Consider the following 16,452-nt stretch of genomic DNA (forward strand, 5'->3'; position numbering starts at 1 on the left):
TCAGGCGGCGGCGCCCAATCTCCACAAGGACGTGACTTCCTTCGAGCGCGCCGCGTACAGCGGATCGCTCGGGTCCTTGGCGCGGGCGTGCGTCGGGCGCGTGTCGATGCGTTCGATGACGCGCAGCCCCGCCGTCTCGATCATTTCCATCAACTGTTCGCGGGTACGCAGGCCCAGGTGCTCGGCCAGGTCCGACAGGATCAGCCAGCCTTCGCCGTTCGGCGTCAGGTGGGCGGTCAGGCCGTTCAGGAACCCGCGCAGCATGCGGCTGTCCGGGTCGTAGACGGCATGTTCGACGGGCGAGCTGGGGCGGGCGGGCAACCACGGCGGGTTGCAGACGATCAGCGATACCCGGCCTTCGGGAAACAGGTCGGCTTCGACCACGTCGACCTGCTTGGCCAGGCCCAGGCGTTCCAGGTTTTCACGGGCGCAAGCCAGCGCGCGCGGATCCTGGTCGGTGGCGATGACGCGCTTGCCGCCGCGGCGCGCGATCACCGCGGCCAGGACGCCGGTGCCGGTGCCAATGTCGAAGGCGACGCCGCCACGCGGCATCGGGGTATTCGCCACCAGTTCCACGTATTCGCCGCGCAGCGGCGAAAACACGCCGTAGTGCGGGTGGATGCGGTTGTTCAGGGCGGGAATCTCCACGCCCTTCTTGCGCCATTCAAAGGCGCCGATCAGGCCCAGCAGTTCGCGCAGCGACGCCACATAGGGCTCGTCGGCCGGACCGTGGACTTCCTCGCAGGCTTGCCGGGCGTCGGGGGCGCGGCGCAGCGAAATGCCATGGCCGGCGTCGAACGGAATCAGCAGCATGCCCAGGATGCGGGCGCGCTGCGACTGGATCTGGCGGTGCTGGTTGAACGCTTCCAGCAAGGTTTCCACCGGTTTGCGCGGACGCTTGTCCACGCGCCGGGTCATCGCCTGCAGCAGCAGGCGGGCGTTCTGGAAGTCGCCGCGCCACAGCAGGCCCACGCCTTCGCAGGCTTGGCGATAGGCCATGTCCGCGGTCAGGGTGTCGTCCACCACCACCACGCGCTTGGGCGGCGTCGCGCCGGTTTCAGAGCGCCAGCGGGCGGAATGGGGGACACTATTTTCTTCCCAGTGCAATTCAGGGGCGGTCAACGCGGCGCTCCGGTAGAGACGGGGGGACGGGGCAGGATCATGGGCAGAAGATAAAAAGAAAGGGCGCGGGCTGCCAATGTAGCAGTTTCGCGCCCTTGGACGTTGCCCGTCGCCTCGGGAAGCCCCAAGGCGCCGCGCAGCCGGACCGGCTTTTAGTGGAACAGGACGACCGCCTTCTGCAGCGTGATCCAGATGCCCCAGGCCAGCGGAATACCCACGCAAGCCCAGGCGAACATCACCAAGGCGGCCGGCGTGCGGAACGTGGAGGTGCCGACCCCGTGGGTTTCGGCGGCGGCCGCGCGCTCGTGCGCCAGCGCCTTCTCCTGCGCGAGCTCTTCGTCCGTCATGAAGTACTTCGGGTTCACCGGGCGGATCGCCAGGTTGCACAGGAAGCCCACGACCAACATGCCCGCCAGGATGTACATGGTGATGTCGTAGACCTGCGCGCGCGGCACGCCGATCGACAACTGGTATTCGCGGATGTAGTTCACCAGCACCGGCCCGAAGATGCCCGCCGCCGACCATGCCGTCAGCAGGCGGCCGTGGATGGCGCCCACCATCTGCGTGCCGAACAGGTCGGCCAGGTAGGCCGGCACCGTCGCGAATCCGCCGCCGTACATCGACAGGATCACGCAGAACGCCGCTACGAAAAGCGCCAGGGCGCCGATATGCGCGGTCCACGGGATGGCGGAATACAGGATGAAGCCCAGTACCAGGAAGATCAGGTAGGTCGTCTTGCGGCCCAGCTTGTCGGACAGGCTTGCCCAAAAGAAGCGGCCGCCGATATTGAACAGGCTGAGCAGGCCGGTAAAGCCTGCCGCGATGGCGGCGATGGCAGCCAGTTGATCCTTGTCCAACTGGGCGAAACCCAGCTCCGGCTTGTTGATCAGGCCGCCGCCGAACACCTCCTGCAGCAAGGGGGAGGCCATGCCCAGGATGCCGATGCCTGCCGTCACGTTCAGGCACAGCACCAGCCATACCAGCCAGAACTGCGGCACGCCCCAGACGCGCTTCACGTGGACGTGGCCCTTGGTGATCATCGCGTTGTTGGCCTGCTTGGCCGGCGCCGACCAGCCTTCCGGCTTCCAGCCCGTGGGCGGCACCCGGTAGCCCAGCGCGCCGGACATCATGAAGATGAAGTACACCACCGCCATCGTCAGGAAGGTCTGCCAGACCCCGGGTGAGGTCGGCGTGGCGAAGTGGCGCATCAGCAGGTCGGCAAGCGGAGCGCCGATCATCGCGCCGCCGCCGAAGCCCATGATGGCCATGCCCGTCGCCATGCCGCGGCGGTCCGGAAACCACTTGATGAGCGTGCTGACGGGCGAGATATAGCCCAGCCCCAGCCCGATGCCGCCGATCACGCCGGACCCCAGCCACAGCATCCACATCTGGTGCAGATACACGCCGATCGCCGAGATGACCAAGCCGCCGCACCAGCACAGGGCCGACACCACGCCGGCCTTGCGGGGGCCGGCGCGTTCCAGCCAGCCGCCCCACAGCGCGGCGGAGCACCCCAGCAGCACGAAGAACAAGGTGTACATCCACCCCATGGTCGAGATCTTCCAGTCGCAGCTGGTCGTGAACAGCTCGGCGGCAAGGCTCATGTCGGCCGGGCAGGCCAGCGGCTTGGCGCCGCCCACCATCTTGGACAGCGGCAGCCAGAAGACCGAAAAGCCGTAGGCCATGCCGATGCACAGATGGATGGCCAGGGCGGCCGGCGGCACGAGCCAGCGCGAGAATCCCGGCCCGGCGATGGTACGTTCTTTGTCAAAAAAACCCGGCCTTGAGCCGGGCAGGTCCAGGGTGGCGGTGCTTTCCATGTCGTCTCCTCAGGGGTGCGGCTTTATAGCGCGCGCCGACCGGAAATAGAACGGTGGCGCGGCCTCTTTTTGAATCCGTCACTGCTTGCTGACTGCGGTAAAGCGGTGTTTCCCGGCTATCCCACGCGGGGCGCAGGCGTCAGGCGCTGGCGGTTTTGCGTTACCGCGTCCAGCACCAGGGGATGCAACTGTTCATCGCCGGCATCGCCGTCGGGGCGTTGTTCCAGGAACCCCAGCAATTCGTTGCGCATGCGGGGTTCCCAGAACTTGTGGATATGGTTGGCCACGCCTTCCAGCGCTTCGTGCCGGTCTGGCATGGCGTCGAAGAACTGGCCGATGCGGTTGGCCATGCGGATGAGGTTGCCGATTTCCATTGCGTGTCGGGGTCCGGTTCAGGGGATGAGGCGGTCGGGGTGGGAATAGAGCGTGGCGTCGTCGTTGCGCAAAAAGCCCACCAGGCTGACATTGGCGTCGCGCGCCAGGCGGATGGCCAGTGCCGTGGGGGCGGACACCGCCGCCAGCACGGCCACGCCGGCGGCCGCCGTCTTCTGCACCATTTCAAAGCTGGCCCGGCTGGACACCAGCACGATGCCGTCGCCGGCATGCATGGCCTGGCGCGCCAGCGCGCCGATAAGCTTGTCCAGCGCGTTGTGCCGGCCCACGTCTTCGCGCACCAGGGCCACGGCGCCGTCGGCGCCGGCCCAGCCCGCCGCATGGGTGGCGCCCGTGATGTCGTGCAGCGCCTGGCGGGCGCGCATGTCGCGCATGGCCGCCAGCACCGAGGCGATGCGCACCGGCGCCCCGTTCGTCACCGGCGCCACGGGGCGCAGCACTTCCGGCAGCGTTTCCACGCCGCACAAGCCGCAGCCGGTGCGTCCGGCCATGGCGCGGCGCCGCGTCTTCAGCCGCACCTCGCAGGCGCTGGAGATTTCCAGCTGGATCACGATGCCGTCGCATTGCGGCAGCAGGTCGATGCCGCGCACGTCGCTGACGCCGTCGATGATGCCTTCCGACAGCGCGAAGCCCACCGCGAAGTCTTCCAGGTCAGCGGGCGTGGCCAGCATGGTGGCGTGGCTGATGCCGTTGAATTCCAGGGCCACCGGGGTTTCCTCGGCGACGAAGTCGGTTTCGGCGGCGGGGGCGATGGCGCCGCCCCGCACGCGTTTGACCTGAGTCTGCGTGCAGTCGGGGCGGGAAGACGGGGGCGTGGTCATGGGATTCAGGGCGGTCGTGGCCGGCAGGGGGTTACTTCCCGGTCAGCGCCGCTTCGCTTTCGCGCGATCGCTCGCGCAGCAGCTTTTGCTGGATGTCGGCAAAGCGCGACCATTGGCGCTGCCATTCCGAAGGCTGGGACACGCGCGTGACCTGCACGGCCGTCACCTTGTATTCGGGGCAGTTGGTCGCCCAGTCGGAGGCGTCCGTCGTGACGACGTTGGCACCGGACTCGGGAAAGTGGAACGTGGTGTATACCACGCCCGGCTGCACGCGGTCGGTCAGCGTCGCGCGCAGCACGGTCTCGCCCGCGCGGCTCTGGATGCCGACCCAATCGCCTTCGGCCACGCCCCGGTCTTCGGCATCCTGCGGATGCAGTTCCAATACGTCTTCGCCGTGCCACATCACGTTGGGCGTGCGTCGCGTCTGCGCGCCCACGTTGTATTGCGACAGGATGCGGCCCGTGGTCAACAGCAGCGGGAAACGCCGCGTGCTGCGTTCGTCGGTGGGCACGTACTTGGTGATCATGAATTTGCCCTTGCCGCGCACGAAGGCGTCGATGTGCATGATGGGCGTGCCATCCGGCGCGTCGTCGTTGCACGGCCACTGCAGGCTGCCCAGCTTGTCCAGCTTCTCGTAGCTGACGCCCGAGAACGTCGGCGTCAGCCGGGCGATCTCTTCCATGATCTCGCGCGGGTGCTTGTAGTTCATGGGGTAGCCCAGCGCGTTCGACAGCGCCACCGTCACTTCCCAATCCGACTTGCCGTTCTTGGGTTCCATCACCTTGCGCACGCGGGAAATGCGGCGTTCGGCATTGGTGAAGGTGCCATCCTTTTCCAGGAACGACGAGCCGGGCAGGAACACGTGCGCGTACTTGGCGGTCTCGTTCAGGAACAGGTCCTGCACGACGATGCACTCCATCGCCGCCAGGGACGCCGCCACGTGCTGCGTGTTGGGGTCGGACTGCACGATGTCTTCGCCCTGGCAGTACAGGCCCTTGAACGAGCCGCCCAGCGCGGCTTCGAACATGTTCGGAATGCGCAGGCCGGGCTCGGGCTGCAGCGTCACGCCCCAATCCTTTTCGAATTGCGCGCGCACCACGTTGTCGGAGATATGCCGGTAGCCGGGCAGTTCATGCGGGAACGAACCCATGTCGCACGAGCCCTGCACGTTGTTCTGACCCCGCAACGGGTTCACGCCCACGCCCTCGCGGCCGATGTTGCCGGTGGCCATCGCCAGGTTGGCGATGCCCATCACGGTGGTGGACCCCTGGCTGTGCTCGGTCACGCCCAGGCCGTAGTAGATGGACCCGTTGCCGCCGGTGGCGAACAGGCGAGCCGCGCCGCGCACCGCCTGCGCCGGCACGCCGGTGATCTCTTCCATGGCTTCGGGCGAATTCTCGGGCAGCGACACGAAGTCGCGCCATTCGTTGAACGCCTTGGTTTCGCACCGTTCGGCCACGAAGGCCTCGTCGATCAACCCTTCGGTGGCGATCACGTGGGCCAGCGACGACAGCAGCGCCGTGTTGGTGCCGGGACGCACCTGCAGGTGGAAGTCCGCCTTGATGTGCGGCGAGCTCACCAGTTCGATGCGGCGCGGGTCGATCACGATCAGCCGCGCACCCTGGCGCAGCCGGCGTTTCAGGCGCGACGCGAACACCGGGTGGCCGCTGCTGGGGTTGGCGCCCATCACGATGACGACGTCGGTGTGCATGACCGAATCGAACGTCTGCGTGCCGGCGGATTCGCCCAGCGTCTGCTTCAGGCCATAGCCGGTGGGGGAATGGCATACCCGCGCGCAGGTGTCGACGTTGTTGGTGCCGAACGCCGCGCGCACCAGCTTCTGCACCAGCCAGGTCTCTTCGTTGGTGCAGCGCGACGACGTGATGCCGCCCACCGCGTCGCGGCCGTACTGGCTTTGGATCCGGCGGAATTCGGACGCCGCGTAGTTGATGGCCTCGTCCCAGGACACTTCCTTCCAGGAATCCGTGATGTGCTTGCGGATCATGGGCTTTGTCACGCGTTCCTTGTGCGTGGCGTAGCCCCAGGCGAAGCGGCCTTTCACGCAGGAATGCCCGCGGTTGGCCTGGCCGTCTTTCCACGGCACCATGCGCACGACTTCCTGGCCCTTCATTTCGGCCTTGAACCCGCAGCCGACCCCGCAATAGGCGCAGGTGGTCACGACCGAGTGTTCGGCCTGGCCCATCATGATGACGGTCTTTTCCTGCAGCGTAGAGGTCGGACAGGCCTGCACGCATGCGCCGCAGGACACGCATTCGCTGTCCAGGAACGGCTGGTCCTGCCCCGGCGACACGCGCGATTCGAAGCCCTTGCCCGAAATCGTCAATGCGAACGTGCCCTGCGTTTCCTCGCAGGCGCGCACGCAGCGGTTGCAGACGATGCACTTGGACGCGTCGTAGCTGAAGTAGGGGTTGGAGTCGTCGGTCTTCGCCTTCAGGTGGTTGGCGCCGTCGTAGCCGTAGCGCACGTTGCGCAGGCCCACCACGCCCGCCATGTCCTGCAGTTCGCAGTCGCCATTGGCCGGGCAGGTCAGGCAGTCCAGCGGATGGTCCGAGATGTACAGCTCCATGACGCCTCGGCGCAGGTCGTGCAGCTTGGGCGTTTCGGTGTACACCACCATGCCGTTTTCGGCCGGCGTGGTGCACGAGGCCGGATAGCCGCGGCGGCCTTCGATCTGCACCAGGCAAAGCCGGCAGGAACCGAAGGGCTCCAGGCTGTCGGTGGCGCACAGCTTGGGGATGTTGATGCCGGCCTCGGCGGCGGCGCGCATCAGGGATGTGCCCTCGGCGACGCTGATTTCCTGGCCGTCGATGGTCAGGGTGACGGTCTTTTCCGAGACGCGCTCGGGCGTGCCCAGGTCGCGGTCGCGTTTGATGACGGTTTCTAGCATGTCGGTCTCTCGGGTTCAGGCCGCGTGCGCGGCAGACTGGGAGGACTCGATGCCGAAGTCCTGCGGAAAGTGGTTCAACGCGGACAGCACGGGATAGGGCGCCATGCCCCCCAGCGCGCACAGCGAACCGCCCATCATCGTGTCGCACAGGTCGCGCAGCAGGTGGACGTGCTGTTCGCGCTGTTTGGTGTCGGATCCGCCGGCCGCGATCTTGTCGATGGTCTCGACGCCGCGGGTGGAGCCGATGCGGCAGGGCGTGCATTTGCCACAGGATTCGATGGCACAGAATTCCATGGCGTAGCGCGCCATGCGCGCCATGTCGACGGTGTCGTCAAACGCCACCAGCCCGCCGTGGCCGATCATGGCCGAGATCTGAATATAGGCTTCGTAATCCAGCGGCACGTCCCATTGCGATTCCGGCAGATAGGCGCCCAAGGGGCCGCCCACCTGCACGGCGCGCAAGGGGCGCCCGGAGGCGCTGCCGCCGCCGAATTCGTAGAGCAGGTCGCGCAGGCTCAGGCCGAAGGCCTTTTCCACCAGCCCGCCTTGCTTCACGTTGCCGGCCAGCTGGAAGGGCAGCGTGCCGTGCGAACGGCCCACGCCGTAGTCGCGGTAGTACGCCGCGCCCTTGGCCAGGATGATCGGCACGGTGGCGAGCGAGATCACGTTGTTGATGACGGTGGGCTTGCCGAACAGGCCGGAGATGGCGGGCAGCGGGGGCTTGGCGCGCACCACGCCGCGCTTGCCTTCCAGGCTTTCCAGCAGAGAGGTTTCCTCGCCGCAAATATAGGCGCCCGCGCCCGTGCGCACTTCCAGGTCAAACTGGCGGCCGCTGCCGTGCACGTCGCGGCCCAGCCAACCCACGCTGCGCGCCCGCGCAATCGCGGCCTCCAGCGTGGCGATGGCGTGCGGATACTCCGAACGCACGTAGATATAGCCGTAGGTCGCGCCCACCGCCAGGCCGGCGATCGTCATGCCCTCGATCAACACATAGGGGTCGCCTTCCATCAGCAGGCGATCGGCAAAAGTGCCCGAATCGCCTTCGTCGGCGTTGCAGACGATGTATTTCTGGTCGCTGGGCGACCCGGCCACGGTCTTCCATTTGATGCCGGTGGGGAACGCCGCGCCGCCTCGGCCGCGCAGGCCCGAAGTGACCATTTCTTCGACGATCTGCGCCGGTTCCATCGCCAGGGCCCGCTTCAGCCCCGCCAGGCCGCCGTGCGCGGCGTAATCCTGCAAGGACAGGGGATCGATCACGCCGACGCGGGCGAAGGTCAGCCGTTCCTGGTGTTTCAGGTACGGGATGTCTTCGGTCAGGCCCAGGTGCAGCGCATGCGCGCCGCCCGTCAGCCAGCCGGCATCGAACAGCGCGGGCACGTCTTCAGGCGCGACCGGGCCGTAGGCCACGCGTCCTTCCGGCGTGGCGATTTCCACCAGCGGTTCCAGCCACAGCAAGCCGCGCGAACCGTTGCGCACCACTTGCACGGACAGGCCGCGCGCATCGGCGATGCGTTCGATGTCGCGCGCCACCGTGTCGGCCTCCATGGCCAGCGCCGCGGCGTCGCGCGGCACGTAAATGATGACGGGGGCGCTCATGACGAAGCCTCCAGCGTGCGGGTCAGCAGCCGGTCGAGTTTGTCGGGGGTGACCCGGGCATGCGGCTGGCCGTCGATCATCACGGCGGGAGATTGCGCGCACAGGCCCAGGCAATACACGGGTTCCAGCGTGAAATTGCCGTCCGCGGTGCTGGCGTGGAAGTCGCAGCCCAGCTTGGTGCGGGCATGGGCGGCAAGGTGTTCACCGCCCATGGCCTGACAGGATTCGGCGCGGCAGACTTCCAGCGTATGGCGCGCAGCGGGCTCGCTGCGGAAGTGGGGGTAGAAGGTGATGACGCCGTGGACTTCGGCGCGGGACAGGTTCAGGGCCTCGGCGATGGTTTGCACCGCCTCGGCCGGAATACAGCCCAATTCGTGCTGGACCTCATGCAGGACCGGCAGCAAGGGGCCGGGCAGGTCTTTGAGCCGAGCCACGATGCGGGCGGTGGCCGCAATGGCAGGGGTGGGCGACGCCTGGGCCGCGTCCAGGGCCAGTTTGCCGCCCCGCGCTCCGCCGCTGGACGCCAAGTCGGATTTTGCCTCGCGCTGATGCACGGTGGTCTCCTCCAGTAGTGCTGGGCCCCTCGTCGGGGTCGTTGTGTCGGGTGGCGTTTGGTGGCTTTTAATATGTTTTTTAAAACATAAAAAGAACCCGTCCACCGCATTATTTGTGTACTCTAGCCTCGTACTTCATCGTCTTCAATAAGAAATAAATGACATATAAGTTCCGGATCGGCCTGCGGGCGCAATGGACCTTGGGTGGCGGCGACGATGCCGCGCCGGTGCCGTTGCAGGACATGCTGGCCCTGCTGGCCGCGATCGACGCCACGGGCAACATCGCAGGCGCGTGCCGGGCATGCGGACTGTCTTACCGCCATGCCTGGGGCGTGCTGCGCCGTTTCGAAGGCATTTTCGGCACGCAGCTGCTGATCACCAACCGGCGCCAGGGAACGCAATTGGCGCCGTTCGCGCAGCGCCTGCTGTGGGCCAACCGCCGCATCGAGGCGCGGCTGATGCCCACGCTGGACAGCATGGCGTCGGAATTGCAGGAAGAACTGGAGCGCTTGTTGCCCGAAAGCGGTCCGCATCTGCGGTTGCACGCCAGCCATGGGTTCGCGGTGGAATCGCTGATGCAGCACATGAGCGGCCGCAAGCCCGGGCTGGAGCTGCGCTACCGCACGGCGATCGAGGCGCTGGCCTCGCTGGAGCGCCATGAGTGCGACCTGGCGGGGTTCCAGGTGCCGCTGGGCGACTTCGAATCCCCCATCATGGAACGCTATGCGCAGTGGCTGCATGCGGACGAATACGTGCTCATCCATCTGGCGGTGCGCAATACGGGGCTGTTCGTTACCGCCGGCAACCCCAAGCAGATCCGCGGCATGGCAGACCTGGCGCGTCCGGACGTCCGTTTCGTGAACCGGCAGATCGGATCCAGCACCCGCTATCTGGTGGGCCTGATGCTGCAGCGCGCCGGGGTGTCGATCGGCGAGGTCCAGGGTTACGAAACCAACGAGTTCACGCATATGGCCATTGCCGCGCACATCGCCAGCGGCATGGCGGACACGGGCGTAGGGGTGGAGACGGCCGCCTGCCGCTTCGGACTGGATTTCATCCCCCTGGTGCGGGAACGCTATTTCTTCGCCATCCGCAAGTCGTCGTTGGAGACGCCCGCCATGCAGGATCTGCTGTCCATCATGCGCAGCCCCGATTACGTGGGCTATGTCGGGCAGCTGGTCGGCTACGACGCCCGGGATACCGGGCGGTTACAAACCTTGGAAGAGGCGTTCGCGTAGCGGCTCCACGCCGCTGCCGGGATATGATGACCCCATGAGCAAAGTGATTTTCCTTGCCGACCGCCGGTCCGACCGCGCGGCCTGGCCCGCACCCGGCGAATTGCCGCCGGACGGGCAGCCCGCGCTGGACTTGCGCGCGCGTCCGCTGCGCGACCTGCGGATCTCGGTCACGGACCGCTGCAACTTCCGCTGCACCTATTGCATGCCGCGCGAAGTGTTCGACAGCAGCTACACCTTCATGCCGCACTCGGACTTGCTGTCGTTTGAAGAAATCAGCCGGCTGGCCGGCATTTTCACGCAGCTGGGGGTGGAAAAGATCCGCCTGACGGGCGGCGAGCCGCTGCTGCGCAAGCACATCGAGAACCTCGTGGGCCAACTGGCCCAGTTGCGCACGCCCGACGGCCGCCCGCTGGACCTGACCCTGACGACCAATGGCAGCGTGCTGGCGCGCAAGGCCGCCGCGCTGAAAGCGGCGGGGCTCACGCGCGTCACCGTCAGCCTGGATGCGCTGGACGCCGCCATGTTCCAGGACATGAGCGACAGCGGCTTCACGCCGGATGACGTGCTGCACGGCATCGACGCTGCCGCCCGTGCGGGGCTGGCGCCCGTGAAGGTCAACATGGTGGTGCGGCGCGGCTTGAACGACGGGCAGATCCTGCCCATGGCCGAACGCTTCCGCCACAGCGGCCATGTCCTGCGTTTCATCGAATACATGGATGTGGGCAACAGCAACGGCTGGAACCTCGCTGAAGTGGTGCCCAGCCAGGAAGTGCTGGACCGCATCGGCGCCGTCCATGCGCTGGAACCCGTGCAGACGAGCGAAATGGGCCGTGTGGCCGAACGCTGGCGCTACCGGGACGGCGGCGGTGAGATCGGCGTCATCTCCAGCGTCACCCATGCGTTCTGCGGCGGCTGTACGCGCGCGCGCCTGTCGCCGGAAGGCAAGCTCTTCCTGTGCCTGTTCGCGCATGAAGGGCACGACTTGCGCGCACCGCTGCGCGAGGGCGCAAGCGACGCCGAACTGGCCGGCATCGTGTCGGGCATCTGGGGCGCCCGCAACGACCACTACTCCGAATTGCGCGGCCGCAACGCGGCGGCCCCGCAGCCGGACCCCGGCCGCAAGGTCGAAATGAGCTATATCGGTGGTTGACGCCGCATCAACGCGCGCGGGCGTCGCCGGCCTGATCCTGGCAGGCGGCCAAGGCGCGCGCATGAACCAGCAAGACAAGGGCCTGGTGCTGCTGCACGGGCAGCCGATGGTGGCGCACGTGGCGCGCCGCCTGGCGCCTCAGGTGGCGCGTCTGATCATCAGCGCCAATCGCCATCAGGGGCGCTACGCGCAATACGGGCAGGTGGTCGTAGACGGCGAACCCGAACTCGGCGCCTTCCAGGGGCCCTTGCTGGGGATCGCGGCGGGGCTAGCCGCCGCCGCGCAACACGACTGGCTGGTGGCCGTGCCTTGCGATACGCCGTTCCTGCCGGCTGATCTGGCCGCGCGGCTGATCGGCGCGGCCGAATCGGCCCGCGCGCCGCTGGCTTATGCAGCCGCCAATGGCCGGCGTCACAGCGCCTGCATGGCGGTGCGCACGTCGCTGCTGCCCGACCTGCGGGACTATCTGCTGGGCGGTGACCGCAAGGTGGGCCTGTGGCAGGCCCGCGCGGGCGGCGTCGAAGCGCGCTTTGACGACACGCCCGACGCCTTCATGAACGTCAATACGCCCGAAGAACTGGCCGCGGCAGAGCGTTACGCCAGCCAGTGACGCAGGTCGTAGTAGGGCACGCGGTCCATGTCGTTGACCTGCACGTCGGCCGGCAGGCGCGCCAGGCCGGTCGCCCATGGCATCGAACTGATCACGCCCGAGCCCTGATGGCCGTAGGCCACCAGCTCGCCGCTGCCGTCGTCGGCCACGCGGCGCTGGACGCGCAGGAATTCCTCGCGGCTGTCCTGGCGCGGATGTTCCGTGCGCAGGGGCAGGAGGCTGACCGGCGGGAAGATCTCGTCGCGGCCCTGCATGCGCCGCACGAGCGGCGACACCAGCATCGCGAACACGGCATACGCCGATACCGGATTGCCCGGCAGGCTGACTACCGGCTTGCCGCCGATCTGCGCCAGCGCCACCGGCTTGCCCGGTTTCATGCGCACCTTCCATAGCGACAGTTCACCGCCCAGCGTGGCCAGCGCCGGTTTGACCAGATCGCGTTCGCCGACCGACACGCCGCCCACGCTCAGCACGAGGTCGCAGTCCGCCAAGAGCGTCTTGAACGCCGCCAGCAGATCGGCTTCGGTGTCGCGCGCATGCAGCACGTGCACGGGCAGGGCGCCGAGGCCGCGCGCGAGCGCCGCCAGCATCGGACCGTTCGAGTTGTAGATCTGTTCCGGCGCGCGGGGCGTGCCCGGTGGCACCAATTCGTCGCCGGTCGTCAGGATGCCGATGCGCAGCTGGCCGACCACCGACACGCGGGCAAGCCCCTGCGAGGCCAGCAGCGCCACGTGCGCGGCTTGCAGCACCGTGCCGGCGGGCAGCAGCGGCGCGCCGGCCATCGTGTCTTCGCCGCGGCGGCGGATGTGCTGGTTGGGCGCGGGCTGGCGGGTGATCTCCACCTGATTGTCGGCTTCGACGGAGTCTTCCTGCATGACCACGGTGTCGGCGCCGTCCGGCAGCAGGCTGCCGGTGAACAGGCGGATCGCGTGGCCGGGCTTGAGCGGTTCGGGCACGTCGCCTGCATAGCACCGCTGCTGGATGGGCAGCCGGCCGCCCGCGCGCCAGTCGGCCACGCGCAAGGCGTAGCCGTCCATGGCGCTATTGTCGGCCGGCGGAATGTCCACGGTGGCGGTCAGGTCGGCCGACAGCACGCGGCCGGGGGCGTCATTCAGGCCGATGTCTTCATGGCGCTGCAACGGCCCTGCGGCATTGGCCAGCAGGGTCTGGGCTTGGTCAAAATCCAGCATGGGTCAGTTGTCTTCTTGTTTGGGCTTGAAATGCGTGGCGAAATTGCACGGCCGGTGGCCGCTGTCGAGCTGCTCGCGCAGGATCTGCGCCCACGCCGTTTCGCAGGCATTGTTGGAACCCGGCAGGCAGAAGATCAGCGTCTGGTTGGCCGATCCCGCAAACGCGCGCGACTGGATGGTGGAACTGCCGATCTCGGTGTACGAAATCTGGCGGAACAATTCGCCGAAGCCGGGGATCTCTCGGTCCAGCAGCGGCAGGATGGCTTCTGGCGTATGGTCGCGATGCGAAAACCCCGTGCCGCCCGTCGTCAGGATGATCTGCACGTCGGGGTCGGCGATCCAGTCGCTGATGACGCGGCGGATCTGATAGATGTCGTCGCGGACGATGTCGCGGCGCACGCACTGGTGGCCCGCATGCGCCAGGCTATGGGCAAGCAGGTTGCCCGAGGTGTCGTCGCCCGCGCTGCGCGTGTCGCTGATGGTCAGCACGGCGCAGGCCAGCGACATGGGAACGGGGGTGTCTTCGCTCATGGGTGTTCCTTCTTCGAAGCAGGATCTTCATCCCAGGCATCCGTGCGGTCCTGGTCGGATTGGCGTTGTTCGACCCAGAAGCTGCTTCCGCCCGAGAGCGTTTCGCGCTTCCAGAAGGGCGCGCGGGTCTTGAGCGCGTCGATGATGTATTCGCAGCCGCGGAAGGCGTCGCCGCGGTGCGCGCTGGCTGCCGCCACGAACACGATCTGGGCGTTGCGGGTCAAGGCGCCGACCCGGTGCACGATCACGGTGCCATCCAGGTTCCAGCGCGCCCGCGCGGTGTCGGCGATCGCTTCAAGCTCGCGTTCGCACATGCCGGGATAGTGCTCGAGAAAGAGCGTTTCGGTGGGCGAGTCGGGCGCGTAGTCGCGCACATAACCCACAAAGGTGACGATGCCGCCTACGCCGGCCCCCGCCCGTTCACGCAGCGCCGCGGTCAGCGCGGCGCCGTCGAAATCGGCTTCCTGGACGCTGATCATGGCGTTCACCCTCCGGTAACGGGTTCGAACACCGCGACTTCGTCGCCAGGGCGGATCGGAGCCGTCGGTTTGGAGTGGGTCTGGTTGATGGCCAGTTTCAGGCGGCTGGCGGGTTCCAGCTGGGGATAGCGTTCACCCAGCGCGGCCAGCAGTTGCGCACCCGTGGACTCGCCGTCCAGAGGCCAGCTTTCCGCGCGCTTGCCGACCAGTTCGGCCACGCGGGCGAAGTACAGGAGATCAATCGTTGCGCCATTCACCGCTTTTTCCTCCCGCCTTGTACTTAAGGCGTACTTGTTCGACCACGATGCCTTTGTCTGCGGCCTTGCACATGTCGTAGATCGTCAGCGCGGCCACGCTGCACGCCATCATGGCTTCCATTTCGACGCCCGTCTTGTAGCTGGTGCGGCAGGTGGCCAGGATGTCGATGCGGTGGGCGGCGTCGTCCAGCGAGAAGTCGATGCCCACGAACGCCAGCGGCAGGCTGTGGCATAGCGGGATCAGCTCGGCGCAGCGCTTGGCGGCCAGGACGGCGGCGACGCGCGCGGTGTTGAGCACTTCGCCCTTGCCCCGGCCGGGCTGGGTCAACAGGCCGTAGGCCACCGCATTCATGCGCACGCTGGCGGTGGCGATCGCGACGCGTTCGGAATCCGTCTTGGCGATGACGTCGACCATGCGGACCTGGCCGGCTTCATCCAGGTGGCTCAAGGTAGGGGTGGATGGTGGCATGGGAATCGGGATCGAGAATTGTTAATGTTTGAAAAGAGCGGTCCCGGGTGGCCGGGAGGGCCGCCGTTACGCCTATGATAGACGAGCGCTAACCGGGGCGCGATAATCGCCTTCAACTCGTATCAGGAGACTCGCGATGCCCTTGCGGAGCCTAAAGCTTCGGTTTACCCGGCGCGCCGGCAAGATTCTTCTGGGCATCGTTGCGGTTGCGCTGATCCTTTGCGGCATTGCCGCATGGCAAGTCCCCAAGGTGCTGCAAAACGTCCTGACCGGGGATGTGGCCAAGATGATCGGCCGCGAAGTTTCCGTCGGCAAGATCACCTTCAATCCGTTCACCCTGACCGTCCGCGCCCGCGACCTGGCGGTAGCCCAGCCCGGGTCGCAGACGCCATTGCTGTCGCTGGCCGAACTGGATGTCAGCGCCGCCTGGAGCTCCCTGTTCTGGTTCGCGCCGGTTGTCGATCGTTTGACGCTGCGCCAGCCTAACATCGCCATCGTCCGTGAAGACGTCACGCGGTTCAATTTCTCTGACATACAGCAACGCGTGGCCGAAATGTCGGCCGCCAAGCCCGACGAACCGCCCAAGCCGGACGAAGGACTGCCGCGCTTCTCGCTGAACAACATGGTGATCGAAGGCGGCAGCATCACGCTGGACGACAAGGTCACCGGCCGCAAGCAGGTGGTGGACGAACTGGGCGTTGGCGTGCCCTTCATCTCCAACTTCGGCTACGCCACCGATATCGACGTGCAGCCCCGGCTGCACCTGCGCATCAACGGCAGCCCGTTCGACCTGACCGGCGTGGCGCGCCCGTTCGACAAGGTGCCGTCGTCGACCTTGCGCGTCGCGTTCAACGGCCTGCAACTGGAAAAGTGGGCCGATGTCTGGCCCATGCCGCTGCCTTTCAAGCTGGAAAGCGCGCTGCTGGACTCCAACCTGCAAATCGTGTTCGAGCAGCCCAAGGACGCCGCGCCCAAGATCCGCGTGGTGGGCGACCTGGGCCTGCGCCGCTTCGATCTGCGCGACACGGCGGGCGAAGGCCTGGCCGCCTGGAGCGCCCTGACCGTCACCCGCCTGGAGCTGGAGCCGATCGCGCGCCGGGTGTACGTGGGCGAAGTAGGCCTGTGGGCGCCGCAGATCCACGTGCGCCGCTACGCCAACCAGCACCTGAACTGGCAGGACGTGGTGGCCAAGCTGAAGGAACTGGGCGGCGTGGCGCCCAACGAGACGCCGGTGGCCGACAAGTTGCGGCGGGACGTCGGATTGAAGGTGGCGCCGAAGACGGAGGTCGCCCGCGCGGATGCCCCCAAGCCGGA

Annotated in this window: 16 protein-coding genes; 4 read left to right on the forward strand and 12 right to left on the reverse strand. The window is 67.0% G+C overall.

Annotation, left to right across the window (positions count from 1 at the left end; translation table 11 throughout):
• The 7 genes from ACO6D5_RS04865 to ACO6D5_RS04895 all read right to left on the reverse strand — a co-directional run bounded on the left by ACO6D5_RS04865 (position 1) and on the right by ACO6D5_RS04895 (position 9,214).
• Entirely contained in the window at positions 1-1,122 is a 1,122-nt protein-coding gene (locus tag ACO6D5_RS04865; protein WP_315845160.1) for a class I SAM-dependent methyltransferase, read from the reverse strand.
• 152 nt (positions 1,123-1,274) lie between these two features.
• Complete coding sequence (locus tag ACO6D5_RS04870; RefSeq protein WP_315845161.1) at positions 1,275-2,942, reverse strand: MFS transporter; 1,668 nt, start codon at positions 2,940-2,942, stop codon at positions 1,275-1,277.
• A gap of 116 nt (positions 2,943-3,058) precedes the next feature.
• Entirely contained in the window at positions 3,059-3,316 is a 258-nt protein-coding gene (locus tag ACO6D5_RS04875) for a formate dehydrogenase subunit delta (RefSeq protein WP_485824751.1), read from the reverse strand.
• Positions 3,317-3,334: 18 nt separating this feature from the next.
• Positions 3,335-4,156 carry a formate dehydrogenase accessory sulfurtransferase FdhD gene (fdhD, locus tag ACO6D5_RS04880; RefSeq protein WP_088589581.1) on the reverse strand — a complete coding sequence of 274 codons (822 nt, stop codon included), beginning with the start codon at positions 4,154-4,156 and terminating at the stop codon, positions 3,335-3,337.
• Positions 4,157-4,187: 31 nt separating this feature from the next.
• A complete protein-coding gene (gene fdhF / locus ACO6D5_RS04885) occupies positions 4,188-7,064 on the reverse strand; it encodes a formate dehydrogenase subunit alpha (protein ID WP_315845163.1) in 2,877 nt (958 codons plus the stop codon).
• Between the two features lie 15 nt (positions 7,065-7,079).
• Positions 7,080-8,660, reverse strand: a complete 1,581-nt coding sequence (locus tag ACO6D5_RS04890; protein ID WP_485824752.1) for a formate dehydrogenase beta subunit — start codon at positions 8,658-8,660, stop codon at positions 7,080-7,082.
• The gene (locus ACO6D5_RS04895) at positions 8,657-9,214 is read right to left on the reverse strand and encodes a formate dehydrogenase subunit gamma (RefSeq protein ID WP_006222684.1); all 558 of its coding nucleotides are present in this window, start codon (positions 9,212-9,214) and stop codon (positions 8,657-8,659) included. Before ACO6D5_RS04895 ends, ACO6D5_RS04890 begins: the two co-directional genes overlap by 4 nt.
• A 158-nt stretch (positions 9,215-9,372) precedes the next feature.
• Here ACO6D5_RS04895 and ACO6D5_RS04900 point away from each other — a divergent pair, with 158 nt between their 5' ends.
• Genes ACO6D5_RS04900 through mobA form a run of 3 tightly spaced genes read left to right on the forward strand, consistent with a single transcriptional unit; the run spans position 9,373 to position 12,212 of the window.
• Positions 9,373-10,452 carry a substrate-binding domain-containing protein gene (locus ACO6D5_RS04900; protein ID WP_485824753.1) on the forward strand — a complete coding sequence of 360 codons (1,080 nt, stop codon included), beginning with the start codon at positions 9,373-9,375 and terminating at the stop codon, positions 10,450-10,452.
• 34 nt (positions 10,453-10,486) lie between these two features.
• A complete protein-coding gene (gene moaA, locus ACO6D5_RS04905) occupies positions 10,487-11,602 on the forward strand; it encodes a GTP 3',8-cyclase MoaA (RefSeq protein ID WP_315845167.1) in 1,116 nt (371 codons plus the stop codon).
• A complete protein-coding gene (mobA, locus tag ACO6D5_RS04910) occupies positions 11,595-12,212 on the forward strand; it encodes a molybdenum cofactor guanylyltransferase MobA (protein ID WP_485824754.1) in 618 nt (205 codons plus the stop codon). Before moaA ends, mobA begins: the two co-directional genes overlap by 8 nt.
• On the opposite strand, the gene ACO6D5_RS04915 is transcribed toward mobA, so the two are convergent.
• From ACO6D5_RS04915 to moaC, 5 genes are read right to left on the reverse strand one after another with little or no spacing between them, the layout of a single operon-like run.
• A complete protein-coding gene (locus tag ACO6D5_RS04915) occupies positions 12,197-13,402 on the reverse strand; it encodes a molybdopterin molybdotransferase MoeA (RefSeq protein ID WP_485824755.1) in 1,206 nt (401 codons plus the stop codon). The genes mobA and ACO6D5_RS04915 overlap by 16 nt on opposite strands.
• Positions 13,403-13,405: 3 nt before the next feature.
• Positions 13,406-13,933, reverse strand: coding sequence for a molybdenum cofactor biosynthesis protein B (gene moaB / locus ACO6D5_RS04920; protein WP_315845170.1), 528 nt, complete (start codon positions 13,931-13,933; stop codon positions 13,406-13,408).
• Entirely contained in the window at positions 13,930-14,412 is a 483-nt protein-coding gene (locus tag ACO6D5_RS04925) for a molybdenum cofactor biosynthesis protein MoaE (protein WP_315845171.1), read from the reverse strand. The genes moaB and ACO6D5_RS04925 overlap by 4 nt, the downstream gene beginning before the upstream one ends.
• A gap of 5 nt (positions 14,413-14,417) precedes the next feature.
• On the reverse strand, positions 14,418-14,669 hold the full coding sequence (locus tag ACO6D5_RS04930) for a MoaD/ThiS family protein (RefSeq protein WP_006222691.1): 252 nt from the start codon (positions 14,667-14,669) through the stop codon (positions 14,418-14,420).
• The gene (gene moaC / locus ACO6D5_RS04935) at positions 14,650-15,138 is read right to left on the reverse strand and encodes a cyclic pyranopterin monophosphate synthase MoaC (RefSeq protein WP_315845173.1); all 489 of its coding nucleotides are present in this window, start codon (positions 15,136-15,138) and stop codon (positions 14,650-14,652) included. Before moaC ends, ACO6D5_RS04930 begins: the two co-directional genes overlap by 20 nt.
• A 136-nt stretch (positions 15,139-15,274) precedes the next feature.
• Between moaC and ACO6D5_RS04940 the strand changes: the two genes are divergently transcribed.
• Positions 15,275-16,452 (forward strand): AsmA family protein (locus ACO6D5_RS04940; protein ID WP_485824756.1); only part of this gene is annotated, 1,178 nt, incomplete at its 3' end.

The sequence above is a fragment of the Achromobacter sp. genome, from assembly GCF_057314935.1.